Raw genomic sequence first — 25,900 nt, 5'->3', positions numbered from 1 at the left:
GGACCGACCACAGGCCCTGCCGGTTAGCCGAACGGGAACGCGAGGGTGAAGACGCTGCCACGGTCAGGTCCGTCGCTGTGCCCCGTGACGTGCCCGCCGTGCAGGTCCATCAGCTGCTTGACCAGCGCCAGACCGATGCCCATGCCGCCATGCGCATGGCCGAGATGATCCTCGACCTGCGCGAACAGATCGAAGATCGACCGTAGTGCCTCGGGTGACAGCCCAAAGCCGTTGTCCGTGACCGAGACGCGGCAGACCGGACCGTCCACCGTCACAGCGACGGCAATGCGCCCGCCATCGGGCGTGTATTTGGCCGCATTGTTCAGCAGATTGACGACGCACTGCGTGATGCGGACCTGATCGGCGGTGACCATGACCGGCGTATCGGGGACCTGCACCGCGACGACATGGCCCTTCTCGTCTATCAGCGGCTGCGACATCTCCAGCGCCATCGTGACGGCCCCGGCCACGTCGAAGGTGGTCCTGCGCAGTTCGATCTTGCCCTGACTGATCCGCGAGATGTCGAGCAGGTCGTCCACCAGCCGCACCACATGGGTCATCTGTCGGTGCATCAGATCGCCGATCCGTTCCGCACGCACCGGATCGTCGTCGCGCCGCAGCAGGCGCAAGCCACCCTGAAGGGCGGCCAGCGGATTGCGCAACTCATGCACGAGCACCGCCAGAAACTCGTTCTTGCGCCGGTCGGCCTGCTGCAACGCCTCGGCCTGCGCCTGCAACTGGTCACGCTGTCCGGCGATCAACTGCCGCTGGCGCCAGATCTCGGCAAAGACGTCTGCCTTGCTGCGCAGCACGTCGGGCTCGATCGGCTTCTGGATGAAATCGACCGCACCCGCCTCGTAGCCGCGAAAGCGGCGTTCGTTGCTGTGGCTGCCGGCGGTGACGAAGATGATCGGCACGCGCCGCGTCCGCTCGGCGCCGCGCATCAGCTCCGCCAGCTCGAACCCGTCCAGACCGGGCATCTGCACGTCGAGCAGCGCCAGCGCCACGTCGTGGTGCAAGAGCAGTTCCAGCGCCTCGTCGCCGGATCGCGCCTTCAGCACGATCACGTCGTCGCGCTGCCACAGCGCCTCGAGCGCCAGCAGGTTTTCCGGCAGATCGTCGACGAGAAGGAATTTGACAGGGGCGCTCATCGTGCATGTTCCTGCAGATGCCGGGCAATTTCCGGCAGTGTCATGATTTTCGCCTGCGGGCAGGCGGCAATGGCTGCCTCCGGCATGGCCCGCGCATAGGCGCTTGTCGGGTTCTGCACAATCACCGTGCCACCGGCGCTTGCGATCATCCGGGCGCCCCGCGCCCCGTCCTGGTTCGCGCCGGTCAGCACGATGCAGGTCAGCCGGTCGCCCCAGATGTCGCAGGCGCTCTCGAACGACACGTCGATCGAGGGGCGGGAAAACAGCACTTCCGCCTCGCCCGACAGGGCGAAGTGGCCCTCGTCCTCGATCAGCATGTGATAGTTCGGCGGGGCGACATGGATCACGCCGGGCACGACCGGGTCCTTGTCGCCGACCTCGACCGCCGGCAACCGGCACTTTGCATCCAGGATCTGTGCCAACGCACTGGGTTTATCCGGCGGGATGTGCACGATCACGAGGATCGGGCGCGCGAAATCAGCGGGCAACGCCGGCAGGATCAGCGACAGCGCATCCAGCGCCCCGGCAGATGCACCGATGATGACGGCCCCGCCGGTTGCAGCGACCGTCATGCGCCCGTCCTTTGATAGATCTTCTCGGCGGGCACGAAATCGCGGAACGCCGCCGCGTGACCCGAAAAGCGCAATGTCTCCTTCGCCCCCAGCCCCAGGAACGCGTTGCGCGGCAGCGCATCGCGGAACAGACCGATGGCCCGGTCCTGCAGGGCGCGGTCGAAATAGATCATCACGTTGCGGCACGAGACGAACTGCATTTCCCCAAAGACCTGATCCGAGACAAGGCTGTGATCGGAAAACACGACGTTCCGGCGCAGGCTCTTGTCCAGCACGCAACGGTCATAGCCGGTGTGGTAATAGTCCGACAGCGACGTGTCCCCCCCCGACAGCCGGTGGTTTTCCGTGAACTTGCGCACCCGTTCCAGATCATAGACCCCGGCCTGCGCACGGGCCAGCGCGTCGGGATTGATGTCGGTCGCATAGAACAGCGTGCGCTCTTCCAGCCCTGCCTCGCGGAACAGGATGACCAGCGAATACAGCTCTTCCCCGGTGCTGCACCCGGCGACCCAGACCTTCAGCGACGGATAGGTGCGCAGGTGCGGCACCACATGCTCGCGGATGGCCTTGAAATAGCCGGGATCGCGGAACATCTCGCTGACCTGCACCGTCAGATAGCGCAGCATCTGCGGCAGCATGTCCGCGTCGTGCAGCACCTTTTCCTGCAGGGCCGAGATCGTGGCGCAGCCCATGTCCACACGGGCCTGACGCAACCGGCGGCGGATCGACGACATGGCATAATTGCGGAAGTCGTAGTGGAAGCGGTAGTAGAGCGCATCCAGCAGCAGACGGATCTCCAGATCCTCGACCTTGACCTGCGCGTCGGTCATTGCGGCATCCAGACCCGCACCAGCGACAGCAGCTTGTCCACGTCCAGCGGCTTGGCCATGTAGTCGTTGGCGCCCGCCTCGATGCAGCGGCGCTGATCGTCCGGCATCGCCTTGGCGGTCAGCATGATGATCGGCAGCTTGCGCAGGGCCGACATCTCCCGGATGCGGCGGGTGGCCGTCAGGCCGTCCATCACGGGCATCATCACGTCCATCAGCACCAGATCGATCCGCGTCTCCGCGTCCGTCTGCGCCGCAGTCAGCCGCGACACGGCCTCCTCTCCGTTGCGGGCGATCTCGATGACCACGCCGCGCGGCTCGAAGATGTTGGTCAGCGCATAGATGTTGCGCACGTCGTCCTCGACGATCAGGATGCGACGTCCCTCCAGCAGGGCATCGCGGTTGCGGGCCTTGCGGATCATCTGCTGCTGCGCGTCGGGCAGGTCGGACACGACCTGATGCAGGAACAGCGTCACCTCGTCCAGCAGGCGTTCGGGGGATTTCGCCCCCTTGATGATGATCGACCGCGAATAGCGCCGCAGGTCCTGTTCCTCGGCCGCACTCAGCACGCGGCCGGTATAGACGATGACCGGCGGCACCGCCTGCGTGTCGTTCTGGCTGATCGTCTCCAGCAGGGCGAACCCTGACGCGTCCGGCAGCGACAGGTCCAGCACGATGCAGTCGAACGTCTGATCCTCCAGCAGGGCCAGACATTCCGCCGCCGTGCCCGCACCGACGGTTTCCACGTCGTCGGACGCGATCAGTTGCGACACCGCATCGCGCTGCACGGCGTTGTCCTCGACGATCAGGACGCGGCGGACGGTCCGGCTGACCTTCGCCTCGAGGGTGCGGAACACGTCCACCAACTCGTCGCGCAGGACGGGTTTCATCGCATAACCCACAGCGCCCAGCGACATGGCGCGCTCGGCGTAATCCTCGCCCGAGATGATGTGCACGGGGATGTGGCGGGTGCGCACGTCCCGCTTCAACCGGTCGAGGACCGACAGACCCGACTGATCCGGCAGCCCCACGTCCAGCACGATCGCGCTGGGCAGATGCTGCCGCGCCAGATCGAGCGCCTCTTGCGCCGTGCCTGCGACCAGCGTGGCGAAATCCATCTCGCGCGCCAGATCGCGCAGGATCGTGGCAAAGGTCTGGTCGTCCTCGATGATGAGAAGCTTGCGCGACGCGGCACCGGGGCGCTGGCGGTCGTCTTCGATCACGTGGGGCGCGATGCTGGGCGCGGCGGTGTAGGGTGCTGCGGTGTCGGGCGCAGGGGTGTCCACGGCGTCAGCGACCGGGACGTGTCGCGGCAGATCGTCGACGGCACCGCCATCCGCAGCAGGCAGACCTGGCGGGTCGTAGGTCTGCGGCAGCACGATGCTGAACGTGCTGCCTTGCCCGGGGTTGCTTTCGACGTGCAGCGTGCCGCCCAGCAGCCGCACGAGCTCGCGCGAGATCGACAGGCCCAGACCGGTCCCGCCGAACTTGCGGCTGATGGTGCTGTCGGCCTGATGGAACGCCTCGAAGATGTGGCGCTGCTGATCCTCTGGGATGCCGATCCCGGTGTCGGTGACGGACAGCATGATGCGCCGGTCGCTGACGGGTTTCACACGCAGCGTCACGCCACCACGGGCCGTGAACTTGACCGCGTTCGCCAACAGGTTGCGCAAGACCTGTTCCAGCCGCTGGGCATCGGTCTGGATCACCGGCACCGCATCCGCCGCAACCTCCACTGTCAGCGTCAGCCCCTTGTCCTGTGCGAGGGGGTCGAACATCCGCCGCAGACTGCCCACAAGCCGTTCGAGAGACACCGGTTCGGGGTGGATTTCGACGTGACCGGCCTCAATCTTGGACAGATCGAGGATGTCGTTGATCAGGCTCAACAGGTCGTTACCGGACGACTGGATCGTCTGGGCGTATTTCACCTGTTCCGGCGTAAGGTTGTCGTCGGGATTGTCCGCCAGCAGTTTCGACAGGATCAGGGACGAGTTCAGCGGCGTGCGCAATTCGTGCGACATGTTGGCGAGGAAGTCGGACTTGTAGCGGCTGGCCCGCGCGACCTCCTGCGCCTTGTGCTGGATGTCGCCGTTGGCGCGTTCCAGATCGTCGCGCTGGCGGGCCAGTTCCTGCGCCTGTTCCTCCAGTTGCGCATTGGTCTGCTCCAGCTCGATCTGTTGCTCCTCCAACCGGGTGGCGGATTCCTTCAGCGCACGGCCCTGCTCCTCCAGCTCCTCGTTCGAGACGCGCAACTCCTCGCCTTGCATCTGCAGTTCGTCGGACTGGCGCTGCGTGGCGTCCAGCAGGTCGCGCAGCCGTGTCCGGTAATCTGCCGACCGGATGGCGGCGGCGACGATGCCGGACACCTTTTCCAGCAGGATCAGCGTTTGATCTGGAATGGGGTTCAGGAACCCCAGTTCGAACACCGCCTTGATCTCGCCGTCGACATGGGCGGGGCCCAGCGCCAGATAACGCGGCCTGTCTTGACCCAGACCCGATCCAAAGGCCACGTAACCATCGGGCACCTCGCCCACGGCGATGGGGTGGTGATCCTGCAGGACATGGCTGTACAGGCTGTCGTCCTGCCCGAACGTCTCACGCAGAGAGGTCCCCTCCGGCACCCCGTGCACCGCGGCCAGCGCGAACGTATCGCCGCGCGCGACATAGAGTGCGCCCGCCACCGCGCCCAGATATTGCGACAGGTACCGCAGGATGTTCTGACCGACCTCGGCGGTGGACAACTCGCCCATGACGGCGCCGCCCAGACCCAGCTCCGCCGCCTGCAGCCACGCGGTCTGCCGACCGGCCAGTGCAGCCCGGCGCAGCAGCACGCCGATCACCAGGGTCAGGGCGATCCCCAGCAGCCCCGTCACCAGACCCACCGCGACGGCGACGGTGTAGGCACGGCCCATCTCGGCCACGCGCTGTTCGCGCACGTCGGCTTCCGCGTCGCGGATCTGAGCGGTCAGGGCGCGGATCGTGTCCATGACGGCTTTGCCGTCGCCATCGGCAACCTGCGCCACCGCCGCGGACTGGCCCTGCGTGCGATAGAGGGCGATGACCTCTGCGATGATGCGAAAGCGCGCATCGACGAACCCCTGCAGGTCGCGGAACCGCGCTGTCTGAGAGCTGTCGCCAGCGATCAGGTCCGAGACGCGCCTGAGCCGGTTGGGCATGCGTGCCAGCGCGGCGTTGTAGGGTTCCAGATACCGCTCTTCTCCGGTCAGCAGAAAGCCGCGCTGACCCGTTTCGGCGTTCTGGACGTCCAGCAGGAGCTGATCCACGGCCACGATGACCTCGTGGGTCTGGATGACCCTTTCGTTGCTGGCCCGCAATTGCCCGACGATATAAACCGAGACAGCCGCACTGACGACAAAGAACGCCAGTGCCGCGACAAGGCCAAGCGCTGCCGCCTGACCCAGACCAAGGTGGTTGCGACGCATCATCGCGCTGTTCTTGCGGTGCATAATTCTCACTGTCGGGACGGGACTGGCGCGGAACGCGATAAAGCCCTCAGATCGTGGTGGGTGTCAATTCCGGCACGACATCCGGCGCGCAGGCGTGGCAAGCGCACCCTGCCTCAGCGCGCGGGCGCCCAAAGCGTCGGGGCCGCATCGGGACCCAGCACATAGAACCTGCCGGGTGCGACGGGTGCCCAGTCACCTTGGGTGCCGTCGGGCCACAGGACACGCACCTCTGCCCCCGCATCCGGGCCGGTGCCGAAATGCCACCACCCCAGATGACCGCTGGCATGGCCACCACCCAGCGTGACTTCGCGGCTTTGCACGCCTGCGGCGGTGCGCAGTTCGATCCACGCGTTGATGCCGTCGCGGTTGCCGCCCGGCATCTCCAGCCGCAGGGCGACGAAACCTGCGTCGGCGGCGGCACCAGCGTTGCGCCACAGCTCCGGCGCGGTGCGGCGGTTGACGACGATCATGTCGAGCCAGCCGTCGAGGTTGAAATCGACCAGTTGCCCGCCGCGCCCGATGCCGGTGCTCGCGACACCGGCCGCCACCGCAGATTCCGCGAACGTGCCATCGGCGCGTTGCAGCAGCAGGTTGTTGGGATCCTCCTGCGCAAAGTCGGGCATGCGGTCCACGTTGCCCTTCACGATCCAGATGTCGGGAAGGGCGTCGTTGTTCACATCCTCGATCTGCGTGTGCCACGCGGTCGAGGGGCGCTCGTCCCCGCCGGTGTGGGGCCGGTGCGCGGTGACGCCGCGGGCCAGCGCCTCGTCCCGGTATTGCGGCAGTGCGCCGGCGGCGGGGGCGGTCAGCGTCTGCAGCTTGTTGTCGGCCATGGAGGTGAGCATGTATTCGGGAAAGCCGTCGGCGTTCAGATCGCGGCTGGCGATGCCCATGCCCCAGATGCGCAGGCGCTGCCAGCCTTCGTCGGCGGTCCACAGACGGGGGGCGTCGCCGGGCGGAATGTGCCACAACTGCTCTTCACCGCCCTTGTAGTATTCGCGGTCGTTCGACACCCGCAGGTCAGGCGTGCCGGTCCGCGCCCAGTCGGTGAACAGCATCGCCAGCGGGCAGTGCGACGGCGCAAGCGCGAGGGGGGCCGCAAAGCCCGCATCACCGGGCCGATACAGCCGGTTTTCCGTGCAGGAGCCCCATGGAAACGCCTCCTCCGCACGGTCGATGTAACCGCCGAGCGCGAGGGTCGGCCAGGATTGCCCCTCCTCCCACGTGGCGGCGAAGGCGGACCACCACGCGTCGCCACCGTCGAAGCCCCACTCTTCGTTCGCGCGGGCGAACTTGCAACCGCCGAGGCCGCGCATCAGCACGGCCTCTCCGCTGCGCAACAGGGCGATGTCGGTGAGGCCGTCGGCGTCCACATCCAGTGGATAGGTCTGCGCGACGGCGGTCAGTTCGAGGCCGGAGACCTCCTCCTGAAACGCCAGCCCGCCGCCCTGCGTGGCGATGTTGCGATAGAACCGCGCGGGGTCGCTGCCACCGGACAGCAGCAGGTCGGGATGGCCGTCCGCGTCACAGTCAAAGGTTGCGGCACCGCCGCCGACCATGTAGTCCCAATCGCCCGCATAGGTGCCGCCGAGGCCCGCCGCCGCGGTTTCGTCCACGAACACCGGCACCACCGGGTCCTGTGCCGCGACGGGCGTGGCGGCGAGCAGAAAGGCTGTCACGGCGCGCTTCATGGCCGGGTCACCAGCGCATTGGTCCAGCCCGCCACGCAGCGGCCCTGTTCCAGCCCCCGTGCGATCGCAGAGGGGAAGTGGATGCCGCCATAGAGGCGCGAAATCCCCGCCTCCTCTGCCGCGTCCCAAAAGCTGGAGAAGCTGCGATCGGGCAGGCCGTCGTCCGCGTGGGTCGTATCGACGAAGGCGGTGTCGGGGCCGAAAACAGCCGCCAGCACGGTGGCAGAGGTGCCGGACAGGGTCGAATGCCCCGACGGGTATTCCGGGAACGGCGGCGTGATCAGAAGCGGTTGCCACGCGGGGTCGATGTGCGCCTTGATGTAGGTCACCGGGCGCAGCAGGTCGTATTCGAACTTGGCGTGCCAGCAGGCGATCAACGCGTCGGCCAGCCCGATGCCGACCCGCGCCAGCGCATCCGCGCGGGTCACGGCGTCCGCGTCGCGGTCGTCCAGCACGATCCGGGCGATGGTGATCCAGTGGCCGGGCGGCGTGGGCGACAGCATGGGATCGTCGGACCAGAACCGCGCGATGGCCAACTGATCCGGCGTCAGCGACGTGGTGGTGTCATAGACGGCACGCGCCTCGGCATAAAAGGCGCTGTCGGGTGCGGTGGACCAGTCGGGCGGCGGCGGCAGTCCACAGTCGGCCCCGGTCGGCATGGCGAACGTCCGGTTCTGACCCCATTCGGGCAACAGCGGCATCTGCTGCTGGCGCACCAGCGACGTGGGCACCCAGTCCGCAGGACCGCCTACCGCCGGATAGGTCATCGGAAAGCCCATGTTGGCGACCACGGCGCCGCCGTCCGTGTCGGACCACGCCAGCACGTGCGCCGCGATGGCCGCACCATGTGCGGCGGATGCGGACACCACGGCGGGACCTACCCCCTCGGCTACGCGGGTGGCCAGACGGTCGGTCATCGCCGCCATGGCGCGCTGTCCGGTCGGGCCGGTATTGGCGAACAGGACCGGCACCGCCGCCGCGAGTGCCGCGTTCAGGATCACGCCGTGATCGGGCGCTGTGCCGTCACCTGCGGGCAGGGACGTCAGGCCGCTCAACTGTCCCGCCAGCGACCGCAGGCCGGGGTGTGCGGCCACCGTCGCCTCCCACGCAGTGACGCCGAGATAGCCGAAGGCGCGGGCCGCGACCGGGGGCGAATAGGTCGGCGTGTGCCGCACGAGTTCGAGGATCAGGCGATACCAGCCGTCGATGGCGTCGCGCGCGCGCGCCTCGCTGTCCGGTGGCATAGCGGCGGGGGCGGTCAGGGGCGTTTGCGCAAAGGCAGCACCCGGGCAGGCCGAGGCCAGCAACAAGGCCATCGTCTGGCGACGTGTGATGCGCATCGGTTCCCCCCCATGGCTGCAACAGGGGTGTTGATAGGGGGCGCGTCGTCATGGGGCAAGCCGGCATCGCACCGGGCCGAGGCGGTCCGCGTTAGGCGTGGCGGCCTCATCGCAACGCCCGGCGGATCACGCAGTCGCTAGAGCCACCATTCGTCAACGGCGGCGATCTGATCGTCGCTCCACCCGAAGTGATGGGCGAATTCGTGGATCACCACATGGGCGATCAGATCGTCGAGGTCCACGTCGCCGCGCTCGCGCCATTCGAGCAGGATCGGCTGGCGAAAGAGCCAGACCGTATCGGGCTGGATGGGCACATCCATCACCGATTTCTCGGTCATGGGGATCCCGTCGTAGAGGCCCGTGAGCTCTGCCCGGTCGGTCATGTCGAGGTCGGCCAGCATCTGCGCGTCGGGCCAGTCCACGATCCGCAGGGCGACCTGTTCGGCGGCGGCGCGGAACGCGTCCGGCAACTCTGCCACGGTGGCGCGGGCGACGCGGTCGAAATGGTCAAGGTCGTGGGACATGCTGTTCCTGTCGGATGGCGGTGAACGCATCCTTGCACGATGCGCCGGCCGTGTAACGGCCACCGGGCCAAGTATGTTCCGGCACCCCGCCCCCTGCGACATGAGCGCACGACCAACGGGCTTGATCGGATACCCGTGCCCGCGCAAGCTGATGGCAGGAGGAGCGCGTCCCGACCGCGGGGCGCATCATGCAACGGTGCCACGTCGGCCAAACCGGCTGGCACGCGACATATCCCGGGGAGGGGAAATGCCGATGACCAAGGACTTCGATTACATCGTCGTGGGGGGCGGGTCCGCCGGGGCGGTGATCGCCGCACGGTTGAGCGAGGATGCCACCTGCCGCGTGGCGCTGGTCGAGGCGGGCGGGACGCCACCGGCGCGAGAGGCGATGCCCGCCGCTGTGGCGAGCCTGCAGCTCGACCCCGACTGCGACTGGATGTTCACCGCCGATCCGGGCAATGCGGGCCTTGGCCTGCGCGACCGCATCATGCCGGTGCCGCGCGGCAAGATGCTGGGTGGGTCGTCCGGCATCAACTACATGGCCTATGTGCGCGGCCATCCGGGCGATTACGACAAGTGGTCCGGCATGGGGGCGACCGGCTGGTCTTACGCGGACGTGCTGCCCTATTTCAAGAAATCCGAGGATCTGGCCCCCAGCAACGAGATCGTGGTGGACGGTGCCGCCCACGGCACCGGCGGCCCGCTGGGCGTCAGCGTGCGGTCGCCCGTGATCCCCGCCGCCCGCGATTTCGTCACCGCCGCCGGGGCCACGGGCATCCCGGCGGGCGATTACAACGGGCGCGACCGGGGCGGACCCGCTGGCGTTGCCTCGCTGTTCCAGACGTCGACCCGCAAGGGGCAGCGGTCCAGCACCTACCGCGCGTTCCTGCAGGGCGAGGCGGAGGCGCGGCCCAACCTGACCATCATCACGCACGCCCATGTGACGCAGGTGACGCTGAGCGAAGGCAGCAGCGATCTGGCCGCCACGGGCATCGCATACCGTGATGTGGACGGCACGGAGCACCGCATCACCGCCACGCGCGAGGTGATCCTGAGCGCGGGTGCGGTGGGGTCGCCGCAGATCCTGATGCTGTCCGGCATCGGGCCACGGCGCGAGCTGGAGGCGGTGGACATCCCCTGCCGCCACCCCCTGCCCGGCGTCGGCAAGCATCTGAAGGACCATCTGCACTGCATGATGTTCTTTCCCGCCCCCGGCATCGGTGTGCCGGTCGCGGAAATCGGCGTCTCGGCGGGGCCCGATGCCCTGCGCGCGCCCGCAGGCCCCCTGCCCGCCGATCCCGCCGACGACGCCACCCTGCCACCGGAGCTTGCGGGGCTGAAGGCGGAAGCTGAACGGCGTGTGACCGAATGGGCCACGACCGGCAACGGTCTGGTGTCGTCATCCCTCTATGACGCGGTGGCGTTCTATTCCACCGGGCTGGGCGACGATCACAGCCACGACGCGCAGATCGGCTTCGTGCCATGCGGCTATGATGCGGGTCTGTTGGGAGAGCGGTTCCGACTGGATCTGGATGCGTTCTTCGACGATCCGGCCAAGACGCTGGCGGTGGATGCACAGAACATCATCCTGCTGGCCAACCCGGTCCTGCCCCGCAGCACGGGCGAGATCGTGCTGGCCAGCAACGATCCGTTCGATGCCCCCGTGATCCGCATGAACTACCTCACCGATCCGCATGACCTGAAGGTGATGGTGGCGGTGATGCGCAAGATCCTCGACATCGTGGACAACTGGCCCGGCCCGGTGAAGCCCGGCCCCCTGACCGTACCCCGTGCGCTGGCGAAGAAGCACGGCTACGTCCCCGGCCAGCCGCCCAGCGATGCGCTGCTGGAGAACATGGCGCTGCACTATGCCACGACGGTCTATCACCTCGTGTCCACGTGCCGGATCGGGGACGTGGTCGATGCGGACCTGCGGGTGAAGGGGGTGGCGCAGCTGCGGGTGGCGGATGCCAGCGTGATGCCCGACATCATCAGCGGCAACACGAACGCGGCGTCCATCATGATCGGCGAAAAGGCGGCAGACCTGATCGCCGCCCACGCGCCCATCCCGGCCTGACGCGGCACGACACTGTCCGGGGGGGCCGCCCATGCGGCGGTCCCTTCGCGGCGCGACATGACGCTGCCGTTTGTGGATCGCATCACGGGTAACCATGAGGAGGCGCGGGTCTTGGCTGGCGCGGTCTTGCGCCCTATCGGCCGTCCGTCGCGACCATGTCGCCCACGGCCGGCTGCAACAGCCGCCCCACGCCCAGCAGCGATCGGCGCAGCAGAGCCGTGATGTCGTCGATCGTCATGTTGTCGTCCACCGCCCAGCGCGACACGGCATCCGTCAGCGCAAGCGTCGCCAGATCGCCCAACAGCCGCGATTCGGTCGCGAAATCCGCGCCCAGACGCGCCACCAGCAGCCCGGTCAGTGCGGATGCCACATCGTCCATCTTGGTGCGGAACAGATCGTGCAGGGCGGGGTGGCTGTCGATCATGGCCATGATCTTGTTCAGCATCCGCCGATCCGGCTCGTCGTCGCGCAGGGCCTGATCCAGCAGGTCCACGACATCGTCGATCACCGGGCGATGCGACGCGGTGAACCAGATCGGGTCGTCCGGCAGCAGCATGATCCGCTCACCCAGGATCGCCGCCTGCTTGTTGGGATAGTAGTTGAAGAACGTGCGCGTGCTGATCCCGGCCTCGGCCGCGATCGCTTCCGTCGTCACGGCGTCATAACCGTTTCGCAAACTGACCTCGACCGCGGCCATCTGAATATCGCAGGCAGTCTGCCTGCGACGCCGCTCACGCAAAGTTATGGTCAATTTTCAAGCAGCCTTAAATTTCATTCCAAGTAAACATTGCACAGTCCGCAATCTCGTGCAATCCAGCGAGGCAACTGCTGTCGCCCGTCGGGGGCGAAAAACCGGAACCCATGACAATGAAAACCACATTTTTCCCCGCGTCTGCAACTGCCGTCGCGATGCTGCTGACCTTGACCGGCCCGCTCGCGGCTCAGGCCCCCGGAGGCATGCCACCCAAGCAGGTCGGCGTGGTGGAGGCGACCGTGCAGAACGTGCCGCGCATCGTGACCCTGCCGGGCCGTGCGGTCGCCGAATCGTCCACCCACATCCGCCCCCGCGTCAGCGGCATCGTGACCGAGATCAGCTATGAACCCGGTCAGCCGATCGACGCAGATGCACCGATGTTCCGCATCGACGACACCACCTATCGCGCCAACCTCGCCAGTGCCACGGCGCAGGTTGCCAGCGCACAGGCGCAGGTGACCGAAGCCGACGCCGCCTTTTCCCGCGCCGAACGGCTTGTCGGGTCCGGCAGCACGCAGGCGCAGGTCGATACCGCTCGCGCCGCCCGCGATCAGGCCCGCGCCGCGCTGGCCGCGGCGCAAGCCGACCTGACGCTGAGCGAGGCGCAGCTGGGCTGGACCACCGTCACCAGCCCGATCGCCGGCGTCGCCAGCGTCGCCGCCATTTCGGTCGGCGATCTGGTGACCGAAGGGCAGGCCGATCCGATGGCCACGGTGATCCAGCTCGACCCGATCGAGGTGGACATGTATGCCCCCTCGTCCCGGTTCATGACCTTGATGGACGATGTCGGGGACGGCGTCTTGCAACTGAACGACGCCCTCAGCGCCACACTGACGCTGGAAAATGGCCGCGTCTATCAGACGACCGGCACACTGGTCGCCCCCGGCGTCACCGTGTCGACCAGCACCGGGTCCATCGACACGCGGTTCCGCTTTGAAAACCCCGACAACACGATCCTGCCGGGCATGTTCCTGCGCGGGCAGATCGACCTTGGCACGACGCAGGCGTTCCTCGTGTCCCAGCAGGCCACGACACGCGACAAGCTGGGCGACCTGTCCGTCTGGATCGTGGCCGACGGCAAGGTCGCCAACCGCGCCCTGACCGAGGATGGCACCTATGAGCAGCAGTGGATCGTGACCGACGGTCTGGCGGACGGCGACATGGTCGTCGTGGACGGCCTCGCAGGACTGGTCGAAGGCGCAGAGGTCGTGAGCGTCCCCGTCACCTTCGACGAAAACGGCGTGATCCGCGATCCGGTCCCTGCGGAAGGTGCCGGTCAGCCACCGGCAGAGGGCGCCGCAGCCCCCGCAGAGGGTGCAGCGCCAGCCGATGCAGCCGCGCCCGAGGCAGCAACCCCCGCGGCTCCGGCCGATGCGCCTGCCGAATCAGTCCCTGCAACGCCCGCAGATGCAGCCGCGCCCACCGACGCGCCGGCAGACGCAAGCGCGACGGAGTAACCCTGCATGGCCCGTTTCTTCATCCACCGCCCGGTCTTCGCCTGGGTAATTGCCCTCGTCACCATGCTGATCGGGGCGATCGGCCTCAATTCGCTGGCGATCGAACAGTATCCCCAGATCGCGCCCACCTCGATCAGCATCAATGCAGGCTATCCCGGCGCGTCGGCGGAAATCGTCGGATCGTCGGTCACCTCGGTGATCGAGGACGGGATGACCGGCCTCGACGGCCTGATCTACCTCACCTCGAACTCGTCCGCCGGATCGGCGTCCATTTCACTCACCTTCGACGACACGGTCGATGCCGACATCGCGCAGGTGCAGGTGCAGAACAACCTGCAGCTGGTGAACTCGCAGCTTCCCGACATCGTGCAGCAGCAGGGCGTCAGCGTCACGCGCTCCACCAGCTCGATCCTGCTGGTGGGGGCACTGACCTCTCCCGACGACAGCCTGACCACGGTGGAACTGGGCGACCTGATCTCTGAACTGATCGAGGAACCGGTCCAGCGGACGCCGGGCGTGGGATCGATCAGCACCTTCGGGTCGGGCTATGCGATGCGCGTGTGGCTGGACCCGATAAAGATGGTCCAGTATCAGGTGACCCCCGCCGACGTGACCGCCGCCGTGGCGGCGCAGAACACCAACGTCACCGTGGGCGATCTGGGCGCACAGCCCAGTGCGGTCGGCCAACGCCTGACCGTGCCGATTTCTGCACAATCTCAACTGTCCACGGTCGAGGAATTCGAAGGCATCCTGCTGCGCGTCGATCCCGATGGATCGACGGTGTTCCTCGGCGACGTCGCCCGGATCGAGATCGGTCAGGAAAGCTATGGCGGCAACGCGCGTTTCAATGGCAACGCCGCCGCCGGTTTCGCGGTGAACCTTGCCACCGGGGCAAACGCCGTCGATACCGCTGCCGCCGTGCGCGACACGGTCGCGGGCGTGCAGGACGCGCTGCCTGCGGGTGTCGAGGTGGTCTATCCCTATGACACCTCGCCGTTCGTGCAGGAATCCATCACGCAGGTCTACAAGACGCTGGCCGAGGCCGTGCTGCTCGTGTTCCTCGTGATCCTCGTCTTTCTGCAAAGCTGGCGGGCGACGCTGATCCCGGTGATCGCCATTCCCGTCGTCCTGCTGGGCACCTTCGCGGTGCTGGCCTTCGCGGGCTACACCATCAACACGCTGACGATGTTCGCCCTCGTGCTCGCCATTGGCTTGCTGGTCGACGACGCCATCGTCGTGGTCGAGAACGTCGAACGCGTGATGGAGGAAGAGGGCCTCGACGCGGTCGCGGCCACGGAAAAGAGCATGGACGAGATCACGTCCGCGCTGGTCGGCATCGTGCTGGTGCTGTCGGCAGTGTTCCTGCCGATGGCGTTCATCACCGGGGCCACGGGCGTGATCTATCGCCAGTTCTCGGTCACGATCATCACGGCGATGGTCCTGTCGCTGGGCGTCGCGGTCATCCTGACGCCCGCCATGTGCGCCAGCCTGCTGAAACCACGCGCGCACGGCGGCGGCATCGCCCCCGCCCGCTGGTTCAACCGCAACCTCGACCGGCTGAACGACGGCTATGTCGGCAGCGTCACGCTGCTGGTCAAGCGGCCCGTGCGGATGCTGCTGGTGCTGGGTATCGTCGGCGCAGGCATCTTCGTGCTGTTCGACCGACTGCCCGGATCGTTCCTGCCGGACGAGGATCAGGGCGTTGCCATCGCCATCATCCAGGGCCCCGACGGATCGACCACCGACCAGACCCGCGCACTGGTGGAAAAGGTCGAAAGCTACCTGCTGCAGCAGGAATCCGACACGGTGGAATCGGTCTTCGCCGCCCTCGGTTTCAGCTTTGGCGGATCGGGACAGAGCAACGCCATCGTCTTCGTCAAGCTGCGCGATTATGCGGAGCGTGACGGCTTTGCCATCGGCGATCTGGTGAACCGGGCCAACGGCTATTTCTTCACCACCAACCGGCAGGGCAACATCTTCGTGCTGCAACCGCCCGCCATTCAGGGTCTGGGCAGTTCGTCGGGCTTTACCATGTATCTGACCGACCAGTCCGGTCAGGGGCAAGAGGCGCTGGCCGCCGCCGCAGACCAGCTGGTGGCGAACGCACAGGCCGACGGTCGCGTGACCGGCCTGCGCGGCAACGAGGCGGCGAGCCAGACGGCGCTGAGCCTCGACATCGACCAGCAGAAGGCCGAGGCCTTCGGCCTGTCGGTGCCGGACATCAACGGGATGCTGTCGGTGATCTTCGCCGGGCGCGAGGTGAACGATTTCGCCCTTGGCAACGACCTGCGGCCCGTCATCGTGCAGGGCGAGGCATTCGCGCGGTCAGACCCGTCGGACATCAACCGCTGGTATGCGCGCAACGATCAGGGCGAAATGGTCAGCTTCGGCGCATTCTCGGCCCAACGCTGGACGCAGGAACCGCAGGCCGTGGTCCGCTATGGCGGCACCCGCGGGCTGGAAATCAGCGGGTCCGCGGCCCCCGGCCTGTCGTCCACCGAAGGCATGGACGTGATGGAGGAACTGGTCGCGGGCCTCGACGGCAACTTCGGCACCGCGTGGACGGGCCTGTCCTATCAGGAACGGCTGTCGGGCAATCAGGCGCCCCTGCTGTTCGCCCTGTCGGGACTGGTCGTGTTCCTTGCGCTGGCCGCCCTATACGAAAGCTGGTCGGTACCGCTGGCGGTCATGCTGACGGTGCCGATCGGCATCCTCGGCGCGCTCGCCGCCGCCTACTTCCTCGGGCAGTCGAACGACGTGTACTTCAAGGTCGGCCTGCTGACAACCATCGGACTGGCGGCCAGGAATGCCATCCTGATCGTGGAGTTCGCGGAGGCGCAGGTCACGATGGGCAAATCGGCGGTCGAGGCGGCAATCGTGGCGTCAAAACAGCGTCTGCGTCCGATCCTGATGACGACCTTCGCCTTCATGCTGGGCGTGTTGCCGCTGGCGACGGCGTCGGGTGCGGGGGCGGGGGCGCAGAACTCCATCGGGATCGGCGTGCTGGGGGGTATGGCCGCCGCTGCGGTGTTCGGCATCTTCCTCGTGCCGGTGTTCTACGTCGCGGTGCTGAAGCTGCGCAGCATGATTACAGCCTCGGAGAAAGCGGCATGAGCCCGTTCAAGACCCTCTCGCTGACCGCCCTGCTGCTGACCACGGCCTGCACCGCCGTCGGACCGGACCCGCTGACCCCGCCTGTCGGTGCCGTGCCGGCGGCCTTTGCCGAGGGGCAGACGTCGCTCGCCCAGCCCACAGGCACCCTCGCCTTCTGGCAGGGGTATCAGGACGCAACCCTGTCGCGGCTGATCGCGGGCGGGCTGACCAACAGCCTTGATATCATCGCGGCGAACGAACGCATCCGCGCGGCGCAGGCGGACGTGGCGGCGACGCAACCGCTGGCGGCACAGGTCGGCGGCGACTCCGCCATCAGCCGGACCCGCAGCGGCGGCGAAGGGATGCCCACCGCAACGACCACGAGCGCCAACCTGTCGGCGTCCTTCGTGTTCGACCTGTTTGGCGGCGCCACGCGCGCCCGTCAGGGGGCCGCAGCCGCAGAGGCCGCCGCCATCGCACAGGTCGAGGTCACGCGCCTCGCCTTCCTCGCCGAAGTGATCGCGGCCTACGCCGATGCCCGCTACTACCAGCAGGCGCTGGCCCTGACGCGCGACACGATCGCCGCGCGCGAAGCGACGCTGTCCATCACCAACGAACAGCGGTCTGCTGGCGGTGCGACGGATTTCGACGTGGCCGAGACCGAGGCGCTGGTGCAGACCGCCCGCGCCGATCTGCCGAACTTTCAGGCGTTGTTCGACGCGCAGGTCTATCGCCTGTCAACCCTGTTGAACCGGCAGGCCGCACCGCTGCTGGCAGAGATGCGCAACGGCGCGCCGCAACTGCGCATCCCCACAGGTCCCGGCACCGGGGTGCCTGCCGACCTGCTGCGCAACCGTCCCGACATCCGGTCGGCACAGGCCGATGTGGTGGCCTCGCTGGCGGCGGTGGGGGTCGCGACGGCCGACATGCTGCCGTCGCTGTCCCTGACCGGCACGGTCAGCGATACGGGCGGGGCGGACGCGTGGGGCTTCGGTCCGCGCCTGTCCCTGCCCATCACCAATCAAGGCGTGCTGCGCGCCACCCGCGACCGCAGGTCGAGCGAGGCGCGGCAGGCCGATCTGGCGTGGCGCAGTCAGGTCGTCGCCGCGATCGAGGACGTGCAGACCGGCCAGTCCAACCTGCGCCGCGCACGCGAGCGGGTCGCGGCACTGGAACAGGCGTCCGCGTCCTACGACCGGGTCTATGCACTGGCGCGGACCAACTTCGACGCGGGCGCCCTGCCCCTTGTCGATCTGCTGGAACAGGACCGGCAGCGGGCCGCGGCGCGGCTGGCGGTGGCGTCGGCGCGCAACGATGCGGCCAAGGCGTGGGCCGTGCTGCAGATCGCAACCGGCGCAGGGGCGGCTGTCGTGCAGTAGCCATGCGATGGGGGGCACAGGTTTGCCCCCCACCCACGCGCACAGCGACAAAGCTGCGATCAGCCCGCGTCCCGCTCCGCGATCCACGCGTGGTCGGGGTGGTTCACGAACCGCCAGTTGCGGCGCGGCCCGGCCATGACGTTGAGGTAATACATCTCGTATCCGTAGGGGGCGGCGCAGGGGTGATGCCCGCGCGGCACCAGCGTCACGTCGTGGTCGGACACCGACAGGGTTTCATCCAGCGTCCCATCCTCGGTAAAGATCCGCTGGTGGCCGTAACCCTGCGCGGGGTTCAGGCGGTGGTAATACGTCTCTTCCAGATAGGTGATGGTGGGGAAGTCGTCGTGGTCGTGGCGGTGCGGCGGGTAGGACGACCAGTGACCGGCGGGGGTGAACACCTCGGTCACCAGCAGGCTGTCGGCCACGTCGCGATCCTCCATCGCGATGTTGTTGATGTGGCGGGTGTTGGTGCCGCGTCCGCGCGGGGTCAGCGTGATGCCGTCGGGGCCGAGGCGGCGGGCGGCGTGGCCGGACCGCCCCGGCGCGGTGCAGACCGCCAGCGTGCAGGCGGTCGTCGCCACAGCCTGCCAATCGCTGGCGTTCGGCACATAAAGGGCATGCGGCGGCGATTTTTCGAAGACGTTCATCCGCTCGCCCATCTCTCCGAACTCCGTACCGCCTGCGGTGATCCGCGCGCGACCTTCGACGAGCACGAGGATCGCTTCGCGGTCACCCGTCTGCGCCACGACCCGGTCACCGGGCGACAGGCGGTGCAGGTCGAACCCGACATAGGCCCAGCCCGGCGACAAGGGGCCGCGGGCGCTGTCGGGGGTGATTGCATGGACATGGCCGGTGGTGCCGGTGGGGCGGCGCAGCAGGTCTGACATGGGTTCGGGGTCCTTTCAGAGGGCGCGGCCCGGCCCGCAAGGCGGGCGGGGCGGGCGCGTCAGTGGGTCAGGCCGACGCTGGCGGCGATGTCCTTGAGCGTCTTCAGACCCAGCGACTGGTAGGTGAACGGGTCGCGCACGTCGGGGTCCTGTTCCGCCTCGATCACGATCCAGCCGTCGTAGCCGGCTTCGGCCAGTACGGTCAGGCAGTCGGTGTAGTCCACCCCGCCCTCGGCGTCGCCGGGGACGGTGAAGACGCCGCGCCGCACCCCTTCGAGGAAGCTGAGGCCCTGCGTGCGGACCTGTTCCATCACCGCCGGGCGCACGTTCTTGGCGTGGAAATGCCCGACGCGCGCAATGTGGCGGCGCAGGACGGGGGCCGGGTCGGCACCGTTCGCGCCGAAATAGAAGTGTCCCGCATCGAACAGCAGCCGCGTGGCAGGCCCGGTGACGGCCATGAAGCGGTCGATCTGCGCGGGCGTTTCCACCACGGTGCCCATGTGGTGATGATAGACCAGCGGCAATCCTTCTGCGGCGCAATGGGACGCCACCGCCTCGACCTTGGCGCCGAACTCCGCCCAGTCGTCGTCCGCCAGCACCGGCGTCTGCGCCAGTGACGCCCCGTCGTCACCGTGGATCGCGTTGGACGTCTCACAGGCGATGCAGACGGTGCAGCCCATCGCCTTGAGCCGGTCCAGATGTGGCTGAATGGCGGCGATCTCCTCCTCGACCGAGCGGGTAAGCAGGTGCAGCGAATACCACGCCGAGACGAAGGCGAGGCCGTGCGGGGCGAGCACGGCCCGCAACTCGCCCGCATCCCACGGCATCTTGTGCCCGTTCTCGATCCCGTCGAACCCGATGCGGGCGGCGTCGGTCAGGCATTGCTCGAGGGTGATGTGCGCGCCGAGCGTCTGGTCGTCGTCGTTGGACCAGGCGATGGGGTTGGTACCGAAGCGGATCATGTGCAGTCCTGTTGTGTGGTGGCCATCAGCCGGAAATACGTGTGCCGAGCATCGCGGCATAGGCCCGGTGCGCGTCCGTGACCTCTGCCCTGTCGGACACCTGCGGCACCGCCACGTCCCACCAATACCCGCCGTCGGGCGTGCTGGGATAGGGGTCGGTGTCGATGACGACGACGCGGGGGCGGTCGGTGGGTTTGACGGCCAAGGCCGCCTCCAGCGCGGCGATCCCCGTCACATGCAGGCTGTCTGCGCCGAGGGCCGCCGCATGGGCGGCAAAGTCGATCCGCGACGGTGTCGTGTGATGCGAGGTGGCGAGCAGGTTGTTGAACTCTGCCCCGCCGGTGGCCATCTGGAGCCGGTTGATGCAGCCGTAGCCGCGGTTGTCGGTCAGCACGAGGGTGAAGGGGATGCCCATCATCGCCGCCGTGGCGAGTTCGGAGTTCGCCATCAGATAGCTGCCGTCGCCCACCATGCAGACCACATCGCGAGAAGGCTGCGCCATGGCGATCCCCATGGCCCCCGCCACCTCGTAACCCATGCAACTGAAGCCGTATTCCATGTGGTAGCCGCCCGCGCGCGGGGCTTTCCACAGCTTGTGCAACTCTCCGGGCATGGTGCCTGCGGCAGACATGACCACCGTGTCGGAGCCGGACGCGCGTTGCACCGCGCCGATCACCTGCGCGTCGGTGGGCAGGGCGTTGCCGTCCTCTGGCGCTGCCGTCTGCGGATCGACGGCGGCGAACCATGCGGTGCGCAGGCCCGCGTCAGGGGCGGGGGCGGTGTGGTCGCCCAGCGCTGCCGACAGGTCGGCCAGCCCGCGCCGCGCGTCGGTCTGCAAGGGTTCCGCGCCATGCTTCATCGCGTCGTAGGCGGCGACGTTCAGGCTGACCAGCCGCCTGTCGGGGTTGCGGAACAGCGCCCACGATCCGGTGGTGAAATCCTGAAACCGGGTGCCGACGCCCAGCACCACATCGGCCACCTCGCACAGCGCGTTGGCGCTGCTGGCGCCTGTGACGCCCACGGGGCCGAAGTTCAGCGGATGATCCCATGGCAGCGCGGACTTGCCCGCCTGCGTTTCCACCACCGGGATGCCGTGCTTTTCCGCAAAGGCGCGCAGCGCGTCGCTGGCCTGCGCGTAATGCACGCCGCCGCCCGCCACGATCACCGGGGCGGTGGCCCCGCGCAGCAGGTGGGCCACGCGCGACAGCTCGTCCACGTCGGCGCCGATGCGGCGCTGGCCCCATGTGCGCGGGGCAAAGAAGGCGGCGGGCCAGTCATAGGCCTCGGCCTGCACGTCCTGACACAGCGCCAGACACACCGGCCCGCAATCGGCGGGATCGGTCATCGCGGCAAAGGCGCGGGGGAGCGCGGTCAGCAACTGCTCCGGCCGGGTGATCCGGTCGAAGTAGCGCACGACGGGGCGGAAGCAGTCGTTGGCAGTCACCGTGCCGTCGCCGAAATCCTCGATTTGTTGCAGCACAGGATCGGGGCCACGGTTCGCGAACACGTCGCCGGGCAGCAGCAGCAGCGGCAGGCGGTTGACGTGCGCCAGTGCCGCCGCCGTCACCATGTTCGTGGCCCCCGGCCCGATCGAGGAGGTGACCGCCATGGCACGCCTGCGGCCCGACTGTTTCGCATAGGCGATGGCCGCATGGCACATCGTCTGCTCATTATGGCCGCGCCATGTGCGGATGCTGTCGCGGTGGGCGTGGAGTGCTTCGCCCATGCCGGCCACGTTGCCGTGGCCGAAGATCGCCCAGACGCCCGCGATGAACAGATCGCCCGCATCGTTGGTCTGCGCCGTCAGATAGCGCACCAACGCCTGTGCGGCGGTCAGTCGAATCGTGGTCATGCGGCAGTCCTCTTGCTGGTGGCCCGGGCCGTGTCCCACAGGGCGCACAGGCGGGCGTATCGGTTGGCCATGTCGCGCACGGCGTCCGCGTCTGTCATCCCGCCCGCCATATACTGCGCAGCGGCGGCGCCGAAGATGGTGCGCCCCACGGCGAACCCCTTGACCAGCGGATGGCGGGCGGCGACGGCGAAACTGTCGGCCAAGGCCGCCTCGTCGGACGCCAGCCCCAGCACGACGATGCCGCGCACATAGGGATCATTGTCGGTGATGGCGTCGCAGGCGGCGGTCCATGCGGCGTGCGACGTCATCGGCTCCAGCTTCCACCAGTCGGGGTAGATGCCCAAGGCATAGAAGCGGCGGATGATCGCGGCGTTGGTGGCGTCGTTCACGGGGCCGACCTTGGAGGGAATGACCTCCAGCAGAAACTCCAGCCGGTTGCGGCGGGCGGCGTGGAACAGGCGCAGGACGGTCGCCTCCTGTTCGGCGCGCATCTCCTCTGGGTCGTCGGGGTGGTAGAAGCACAGGCATTTCACCACGTGGTTCAGCGGCCATGCGGACAGGCCGCCGCAGTCGGGGCCGATTTCCGGCTCCAGCGTCAAAGGACGGGAGCCGGGCCATTCCACGGGTCGTCCGATCCACAGCCCCATGTCCGCCGCCCGGTGCAGCGCCGTGCGCCCCAGCCGGTCGTCGCACAGCAGGCCATGACCGGGCCGCCCATTCGCCACCTGCGCGCACGCCGTCAGGCACAGGTCCTTGAACGCGGCGATGCGGGCGGGTGTGGCACCCTCCAACCCCTCCAACTGCATCCGGTGGTCGAAGGCGAAGACGCGCATGGTGGACCAGTCGTCGTGGCGGTTGGTGGCCCAGTGGACCTGCTCGAGCTCCGCGTCCAGCCTCAGGGCGGGTTGCGTCAGCGGGCGGGACAGGAAGAACTGCAACTCCTCCCAACTCGGGTAGGCGGGCGTGCAGCCGTGGCGCGACACGGCGAAGGCCCCGCAGGCATTGGCGTATTTCAGCGCGGTGGGCCAGTCGGCGTCGTCGAGCCAGCCTTTCAGCAGTCCCGACATGAACCCGTCGCCAGCCCCCAGCACGTTGAACACCTCGATCGGGAACCCCTGCCCCGTCATGCCGTCGTCCAGCGTGTCGGGGATCGCGGCGGTGAACGCGACCGCGCCATCGGCCCCGCGCTTGCACACCAGCACCGCAGCCGACACCGCGCGGACGGCACGCAGTGCCGCGATGGTGTCGGTCGTGCCACCGGCGATGTGGAACTCCTCCTCCGTGCCCACGATCAGGTCGAAGTGGTGCAGCGTCGCCTGCAGCGCCTGCGTCACGGCGTCGGAGGCGATGAAGCGGTTTTCGCCGTCGCCATGCCCGGAGAGGCCCCACAGGTTGGGGCGGTAGTCGATGTCGAGCGCGGTGCGCGCACCGTGCTGCCGGGCGAGTGTCAGCGCCTTCAGCACCGCCGCGCGGGTGCGCGGATGGCTCAGGTGTGTGCCGGTCGCCACGACACTGCGCGAGCGGGCGATCAGGTCGGGAGAAATGTCATCCTCGCACAGGGCCATGTCGGCGCAGTTTTCACGGTAGAAGATCAGCGGGAAACGCTGCTGGTCGCGGATGCCCAAGAGCACCAGCGCCGTCAGGCGGTCCGGGTCGGTGACGATGCCGCTGGTGTCCACGCCTTCGCGCGCCAACTCCGCCTTGATGAAACGGCCCATGTGTTCGTCGCCCACGCGGGTGATGAGGGCGGAGCGCAGGCCCAGACGCGCGGTGCCTGAGGCCATGTTGGTGGGGCTGCCGCCGATGTACTTCTGAAAACTCGCCATCTCCTCCAGCCGACCGCCGATCTGTGCACCGTAAAGGTCCACCGAGGATCGTCCGATGGTGATGAGGTCGAGCGTTTTTCCTGTGTCGCCGGTCATACGGTGCCCCCGAGCGATCCTTCCAGCAGGGCCATGTCCTGACCGCCCGCCATCATGTCCTGCAACGCCTCTGCCGTGATGTCGCCCCGCGCGGCGGTGCCCAGCGTGCGGCCCCGGTTCAGCACGGTGAAACGGTCGCCCACGGCCATCGCGTGTCGCACGTTGTGGGTGATGAACACGACGCCCACCCCCTGCTTGCGCACCCGGTCGATGGTCGCCAGCACGTTGCTGGTCTGGCGCACGCCAAGGGCCGAGGTCGGCTCGTCGAGGATCAGCACCTTTGCGCCGAAATGCACGGCGCGGGCGATGGCGACGGTCTGGCGTTCGCCCCCCGACAGGGTGCCCACGGCCTGATCGGGTCCGCGCAGGTTGATTCCCATCGACCGCATGGCGGCCACACAGGTCGCGTTCGCCGCCTTGATGTCCATGCGTCTGAACGGGCCGCGCCCCTTCGTCGGCTCGCGCCCCATGAAGAAGTTGCGCGTCACGCTCATCAGCGGGATCATCGCGAGGTCCTGGAACACGGTGGCGATCCCCGCCTCCATCGCGTCGCGCGGGCTGCCAAAGGTGACAGGCGCGCCGTTGACGCGGATCGTGCCCTTGGTCGGTTTGTGGACGCCGGACATGGTCTTGATGAAGGTGGACTTGCCCGCGCCGTTGTCGCCCAGCAGACAGTGGCATTCCCCCGCCCGCACGTCGAAGCTGACGCCCGCCAGTGCGATGATGTTGCCGAAGTGCTTTTCGATGTCCGACATCTCGATGATCGGTGGCACATCGGTCATGCCGATGATCGGTGCGGTGGTCATCAGCGCTCTCCCGTCACGCGTTTGCGGATGTAGTTGTTGAACAGCACCGCGATCAGCAGCATGCCGCCGAGGAACACCTGAAACCAGTCCTGATCGAAGTCGGTGTAGCTGAGCCCGATCACCACCATGCCGAAGATGATGGACCCGAAGAACGCCCCTATGGCCGACCCATAGCCACCGGTCAGCAGGCAACCCCCGATGACGGCGGCGATGATCGCCTCGAATTCCTTCATGAAGCCGCGCCGCGCGTCGGTCGATCCCGCGTCCAGCACGGTGATGATGGCGACGAGGGTGGCGCAGCAGGCGGTCAGCACGAAAAGGCTGATCTTGACCCGCCGGACCGGCACGCCGGAGTTGGATGCGGCCGCCCTGTCGCCGCCCGACGCAAAGATCCAGTTGCCGTAGGGCGTGCGCAGCAGCACCCAGGTCGCGGCCAACGTGAGGGCGATGAACCACAGGATCTCCACCGGGATGCCGGGCACCTTGGGTGATCCGTTGGCGAACGTCTCGACGATGCCGACCTGTGCGCCCCAGGCGAAAAGCCCAGGGAACGCATCACCGGAGAAGAGCGGCCGGAGAAAGTCGCCCTCGACCGCGTCGCGTACGCCGCGCAACTGGGTGGAGCCGTCCGTCGCCAGCTTCAACCCGACGAGGCTGATGCCACGCAGGATGAACAGGAACGCCAGCGTCACGATGAAGGACGGCAGGCCGGTTTTCAGCACGATGGCCCCGTTGAGGGTGCCCGCGAGGGCGGCCAGCGCGAAGGTGGCGGGAATTGCGATGATCAGCGGCAGCCCCAGCGTGACCACGCAGGCGGCAAAGATCAGGCCCGCAAAGGCGATCATCGACCCGATGGACAGATCGAATTCGCCGCCGATCATCAGCAGTGCCGCGCCGATGGCGAGGATGCCCAACTGGGCTGCAGGCGTCATGAAGTTCATCACGCCGGACAGGGTGAACATCGCCCCGTCCGCGGTGAACAGAAAGAACAGCGTCACAAGGATGGCCCCTGCGATGGCGCCCAGCTCGGGGCGCTTCATCAGGCGGCTGACGAAGGATTCGGTGCCGATCCGTTCGTCCTTGGCGATATGGGTCGTATCGGCCATGGCCGGGTCCCTTTCGTGCGGAGCTTTGGGGAT

18 protein-coding genes are annotated in these 25,900 nt (G+C 67.7%); 4 read left to right on the top strand and 14 right to left on the bottom strand.

Annotation, left to right across the window (positions count from 1 at the left end; translation table 11 throughout):
- Nucleotides 1-23: 23 nt before the first annotated feature.
- From BMX16_RS06700 to BMX16_RS06670, 7 genes are all read right to left on the bottom strand, one after another.
- Nucleotides 24-1,151 carry a hybrid sensor histidine kinase/response regulator gene (locus BMX16_RS06700; RefSeq protein WP_089900613.1) on the bottom strand — a complete coding sequence of 376 codons (1,128 nt, stop codon included), beginning with the start codon at nt 1,149-1,151 and terminating at the stop codon, nt 24-26.
- Nucleotides 1,148-1,723, bottom strand: a complete 576-nt coding sequence (locus BMX16_RS06695; RefSeq protein ID WP_089900610.1) for a chemotaxis protein CheB — start codon at nt 1,721-1,723, stop codon at nt 1,148-1,150. The genes BMX16_RS06700 and BMX16_RS06695 overlap by 4 nt, the downstream gene beginning before the upstream one ends.
- The gene (locus tag BMX16_RS06690) at nt 1,720-2,553 is read right to left on the bottom strand and encodes a CheR family methyltransferase (RefSeq protein ID WP_089900607.1); all 834 of its coding nucleotides are present in this window, start codon (nt 2,551-2,553) and stop codon (nt 1,720-1,722) included. The genes BMX16_RS06695 and BMX16_RS06690 overlap by 4 nt, the downstream gene beginning before the upstream one ends.
- Nucleotides 2,550-5,996 (bottom strand): response regulator, encoded by a 3,447-nt coding sequence (locus tag BMX16_RS06685; RefSeq protein ID WP_218139842.1) that lies wholly within the window; start codon nt 5,994-5,996, stop codon nt 2,550-2,552. Before BMX16_RS06685 ends, BMX16_RS06690 begins: the two co-directional genes overlap by 4 nt.
- A 134-nt stretch (nt 5,997-6,130) precedes the next feature.
- On the bottom strand, nt 6,131-7,696 hold the full coding sequence (locus tag BMX16_RS06680; RefSeq protein WP_245731393.1) for a CRTAC1 family protein: 1,566 nt from the start codon (nt 7,694-7,696) through the stop codon (nt 6,131-6,133).
- Between the two features lie 8 nt (nt 7,697-7,704).
- Nucleotides 7,705-9,048: a vanadium-dependent haloperoxidase gene (locus BMX16_RS06675; protein WP_218139841.1), complete on the bottom strand. Its 1,344-nt coding sequence runs from the start codon at nt 9,046-9,048 to the stop codon at nt 7,705-7,707.
- Between the two features lie 137 nt (nt 9,049-9,185).
- Nucleotides 9,186-9,572: a metallopeptidase family protein gene (locus tag BMX16_RS06670; RefSeq protein WP_089900597.1), complete on the bottom strand. Its 387-nt coding sequence runs from the start codon at nt 9,570-9,572 to the stop codon at nt 9,186-9,188.
- 253 nt (nt 9,573-9,825) lie between these two features.
- Here BMX16_RS06670 and BMX16_RS06665 point away from each other — a divergent pair, with 253 nt between their 5' ends.
- A complete protein-coding gene (locus BMX16_RS06665) occupies nt 9,826-11,649 on the top strand; it encodes a GMC family oxidoreductase (RefSeq protein WP_177174590.1) in 1,824 nt (607 codons plus the stop codon).
- 133 nt (nt 11,650-11,782) lie between these two features.
- Here BMX16_RS06665 and BMX16_RS06660 read toward each other — a convergent pair whose 3' ends face one another.
- Nucleotides 11,783-12,346, bottom strand: a complete 564-nt coding sequence (locus tag BMX16_RS06660) for a TetR/AcrR family transcriptional regulator (RefSeq protein ID WP_089900591.1) — start codon at nt 12,344-12,346, stop codon at nt 11,783-11,785.
- Nucleotides 12,347-12,516: 170 nt separating this feature from the next.
- Between BMX16_RS06660 and BMX16_RS06655 the strand changes: the two genes are divergently transcribed.
- From BMX16_RS06655 to BMX16_RS06640, 3 genes are read left to right on the top strand one after another with little or no spacing between them, the layout of a single operon-like run.
- On the top strand, nt 12,517-13,860 hold the full coding sequence (locus BMX16_RS06655) for an efflux RND transporter periplasmic adaptor subunit (RefSeq protein ID WP_245731392.1): 1,344 nt from the start codon (nt 12,517-12,519) through the stop codon (nt 13,858-13,860).
- Nucleotides 13,861-13,866: 6 nt separating this feature from the next.
- The gene (locus BMX16_RS06645; protein WP_089900582.1) at nt 13,867-16,974 is read left to right on the top strand and encodes an efflux RND transporter permease subunit; all 3,108 of its coding nucleotides are present in this window, start codon (nt 13,867-13,869) and stop codon (nt 16,972-16,974) included.
- On the top strand, nt 16,971-18,332 hold the full coding sequence (locus BMX16_RS06640) for an efflux transporter outer membrane subunit (RefSeq protein ID WP_089900579.1): 1,362 nt from the start codon (nt 16,971-16,973) through the stop codon (nt 18,330-18,332). The genes BMX16_RS06645 and BMX16_RS06640 overlap by 4 nt, the downstream gene beginning before the upstream one ends.
- Before the next feature lie 59 nt (nt 18,333-18,391).
- Here BMX16_RS06640 and iolB read toward each other — a convergent pair whose 3' ends face one another.
- The 6 genes from iolB to BMX16_RS06610 are packed head-to-tail and all read right to left on the bottom strand — an operon-like array spanning nt 18,392 to nt 25,867.
- The gene (gene iolB / locus BMX16_RS06635) at nt 18,392-19,219 is read right to left on the bottom strand and encodes a 5-deoxy-glucuronate isomerase (protein WP_089900576.1); all 828 of its coding nucleotides are present in this window, start codon (nt 19,217-19,219) and stop codon (nt 18,392-18,394) included.
- Nucleotides 19,220-19,278: 59 nt separating this feature from the next.
- Entirely contained in the window at nt 19,279-20,181 is a 903-nt protein-coding gene (gene iolE / locus BMX16_RS06630) for a myo-inosose-2 dehydratase (protein ID WP_089900573.1), read from the bottom strand.
- A gap of 25 nt (nt 20,182-20,206) precedes the next feature.
- Nucleotides 20,207-22,033, bottom strand: a complete 1,827-nt coding sequence (gene iolD / locus BMX16_RS06625; protein WP_089900570.1) for a 3D-(3,5/4)-trihydroxycyclohexane-1,2-dione acylhydrolase (decyclizing) — start codon at nt 22,031-22,033, stop codon at nt 20,207-20,209.
- Nucleotides 22,030-23,955, bottom strand: a complete 1,926-nt coding sequence (locus BMX16_RS06620; RefSeq protein ID WP_089900567.1) for a bifunctional 5-dehydro-2-deoxygluconokinase/5-dehydro-2-deoxyphosphogluconate aldolase — start codon at nt 23,953-23,955, stop codon at nt 22,030-22,032. Before BMX16_RS06620 ends, iolD begins: the two co-directional genes overlap by 4 nt.
- Nucleotides 23,952-24,761: an ATP-binding cassette domain-containing protein gene (locus tag BMX16_RS06615; protein ID WP_245731391.1), complete on the bottom strand. Its 810-nt coding sequence runs from the start codon at nt 24,759-24,761 to the stop codon at nt 23,952-23,954. The genes BMX16_RS06620 and BMX16_RS06615 overlap by 4 nt, the downstream gene beginning before the upstream one ends.
- Entirely contained in the window at nt 24,761-25,867 is a 1,107-nt protein-coding gene (locus BMX16_RS06610) for an ABC transporter permease (protein ID WP_089900564.1), read from the bottom strand. Before BMX16_RS06610 ends, BMX16_RS06615 begins: the two co-directional genes overlap by 1 nt.
- Nucleotides 25,868-25,900 lie beyond the last annotated feature (33 nt).

The sequence above is a fragment of the Loktanella fryxellensis genome (genome assembly GCF_900110065.1).
Classification (GTDB): domain Bacteria; phylum Pseudomonadota; class Alphaproteobacteria; order Rhodobacterales; family Rhodobacteraceae; genus Loktanella; species Loktanella fryxellensis.
Note: the sequence above shows the minus strand (reverse complement) of the source record. Positions and strands in the feature narration are given on the sequence as shown.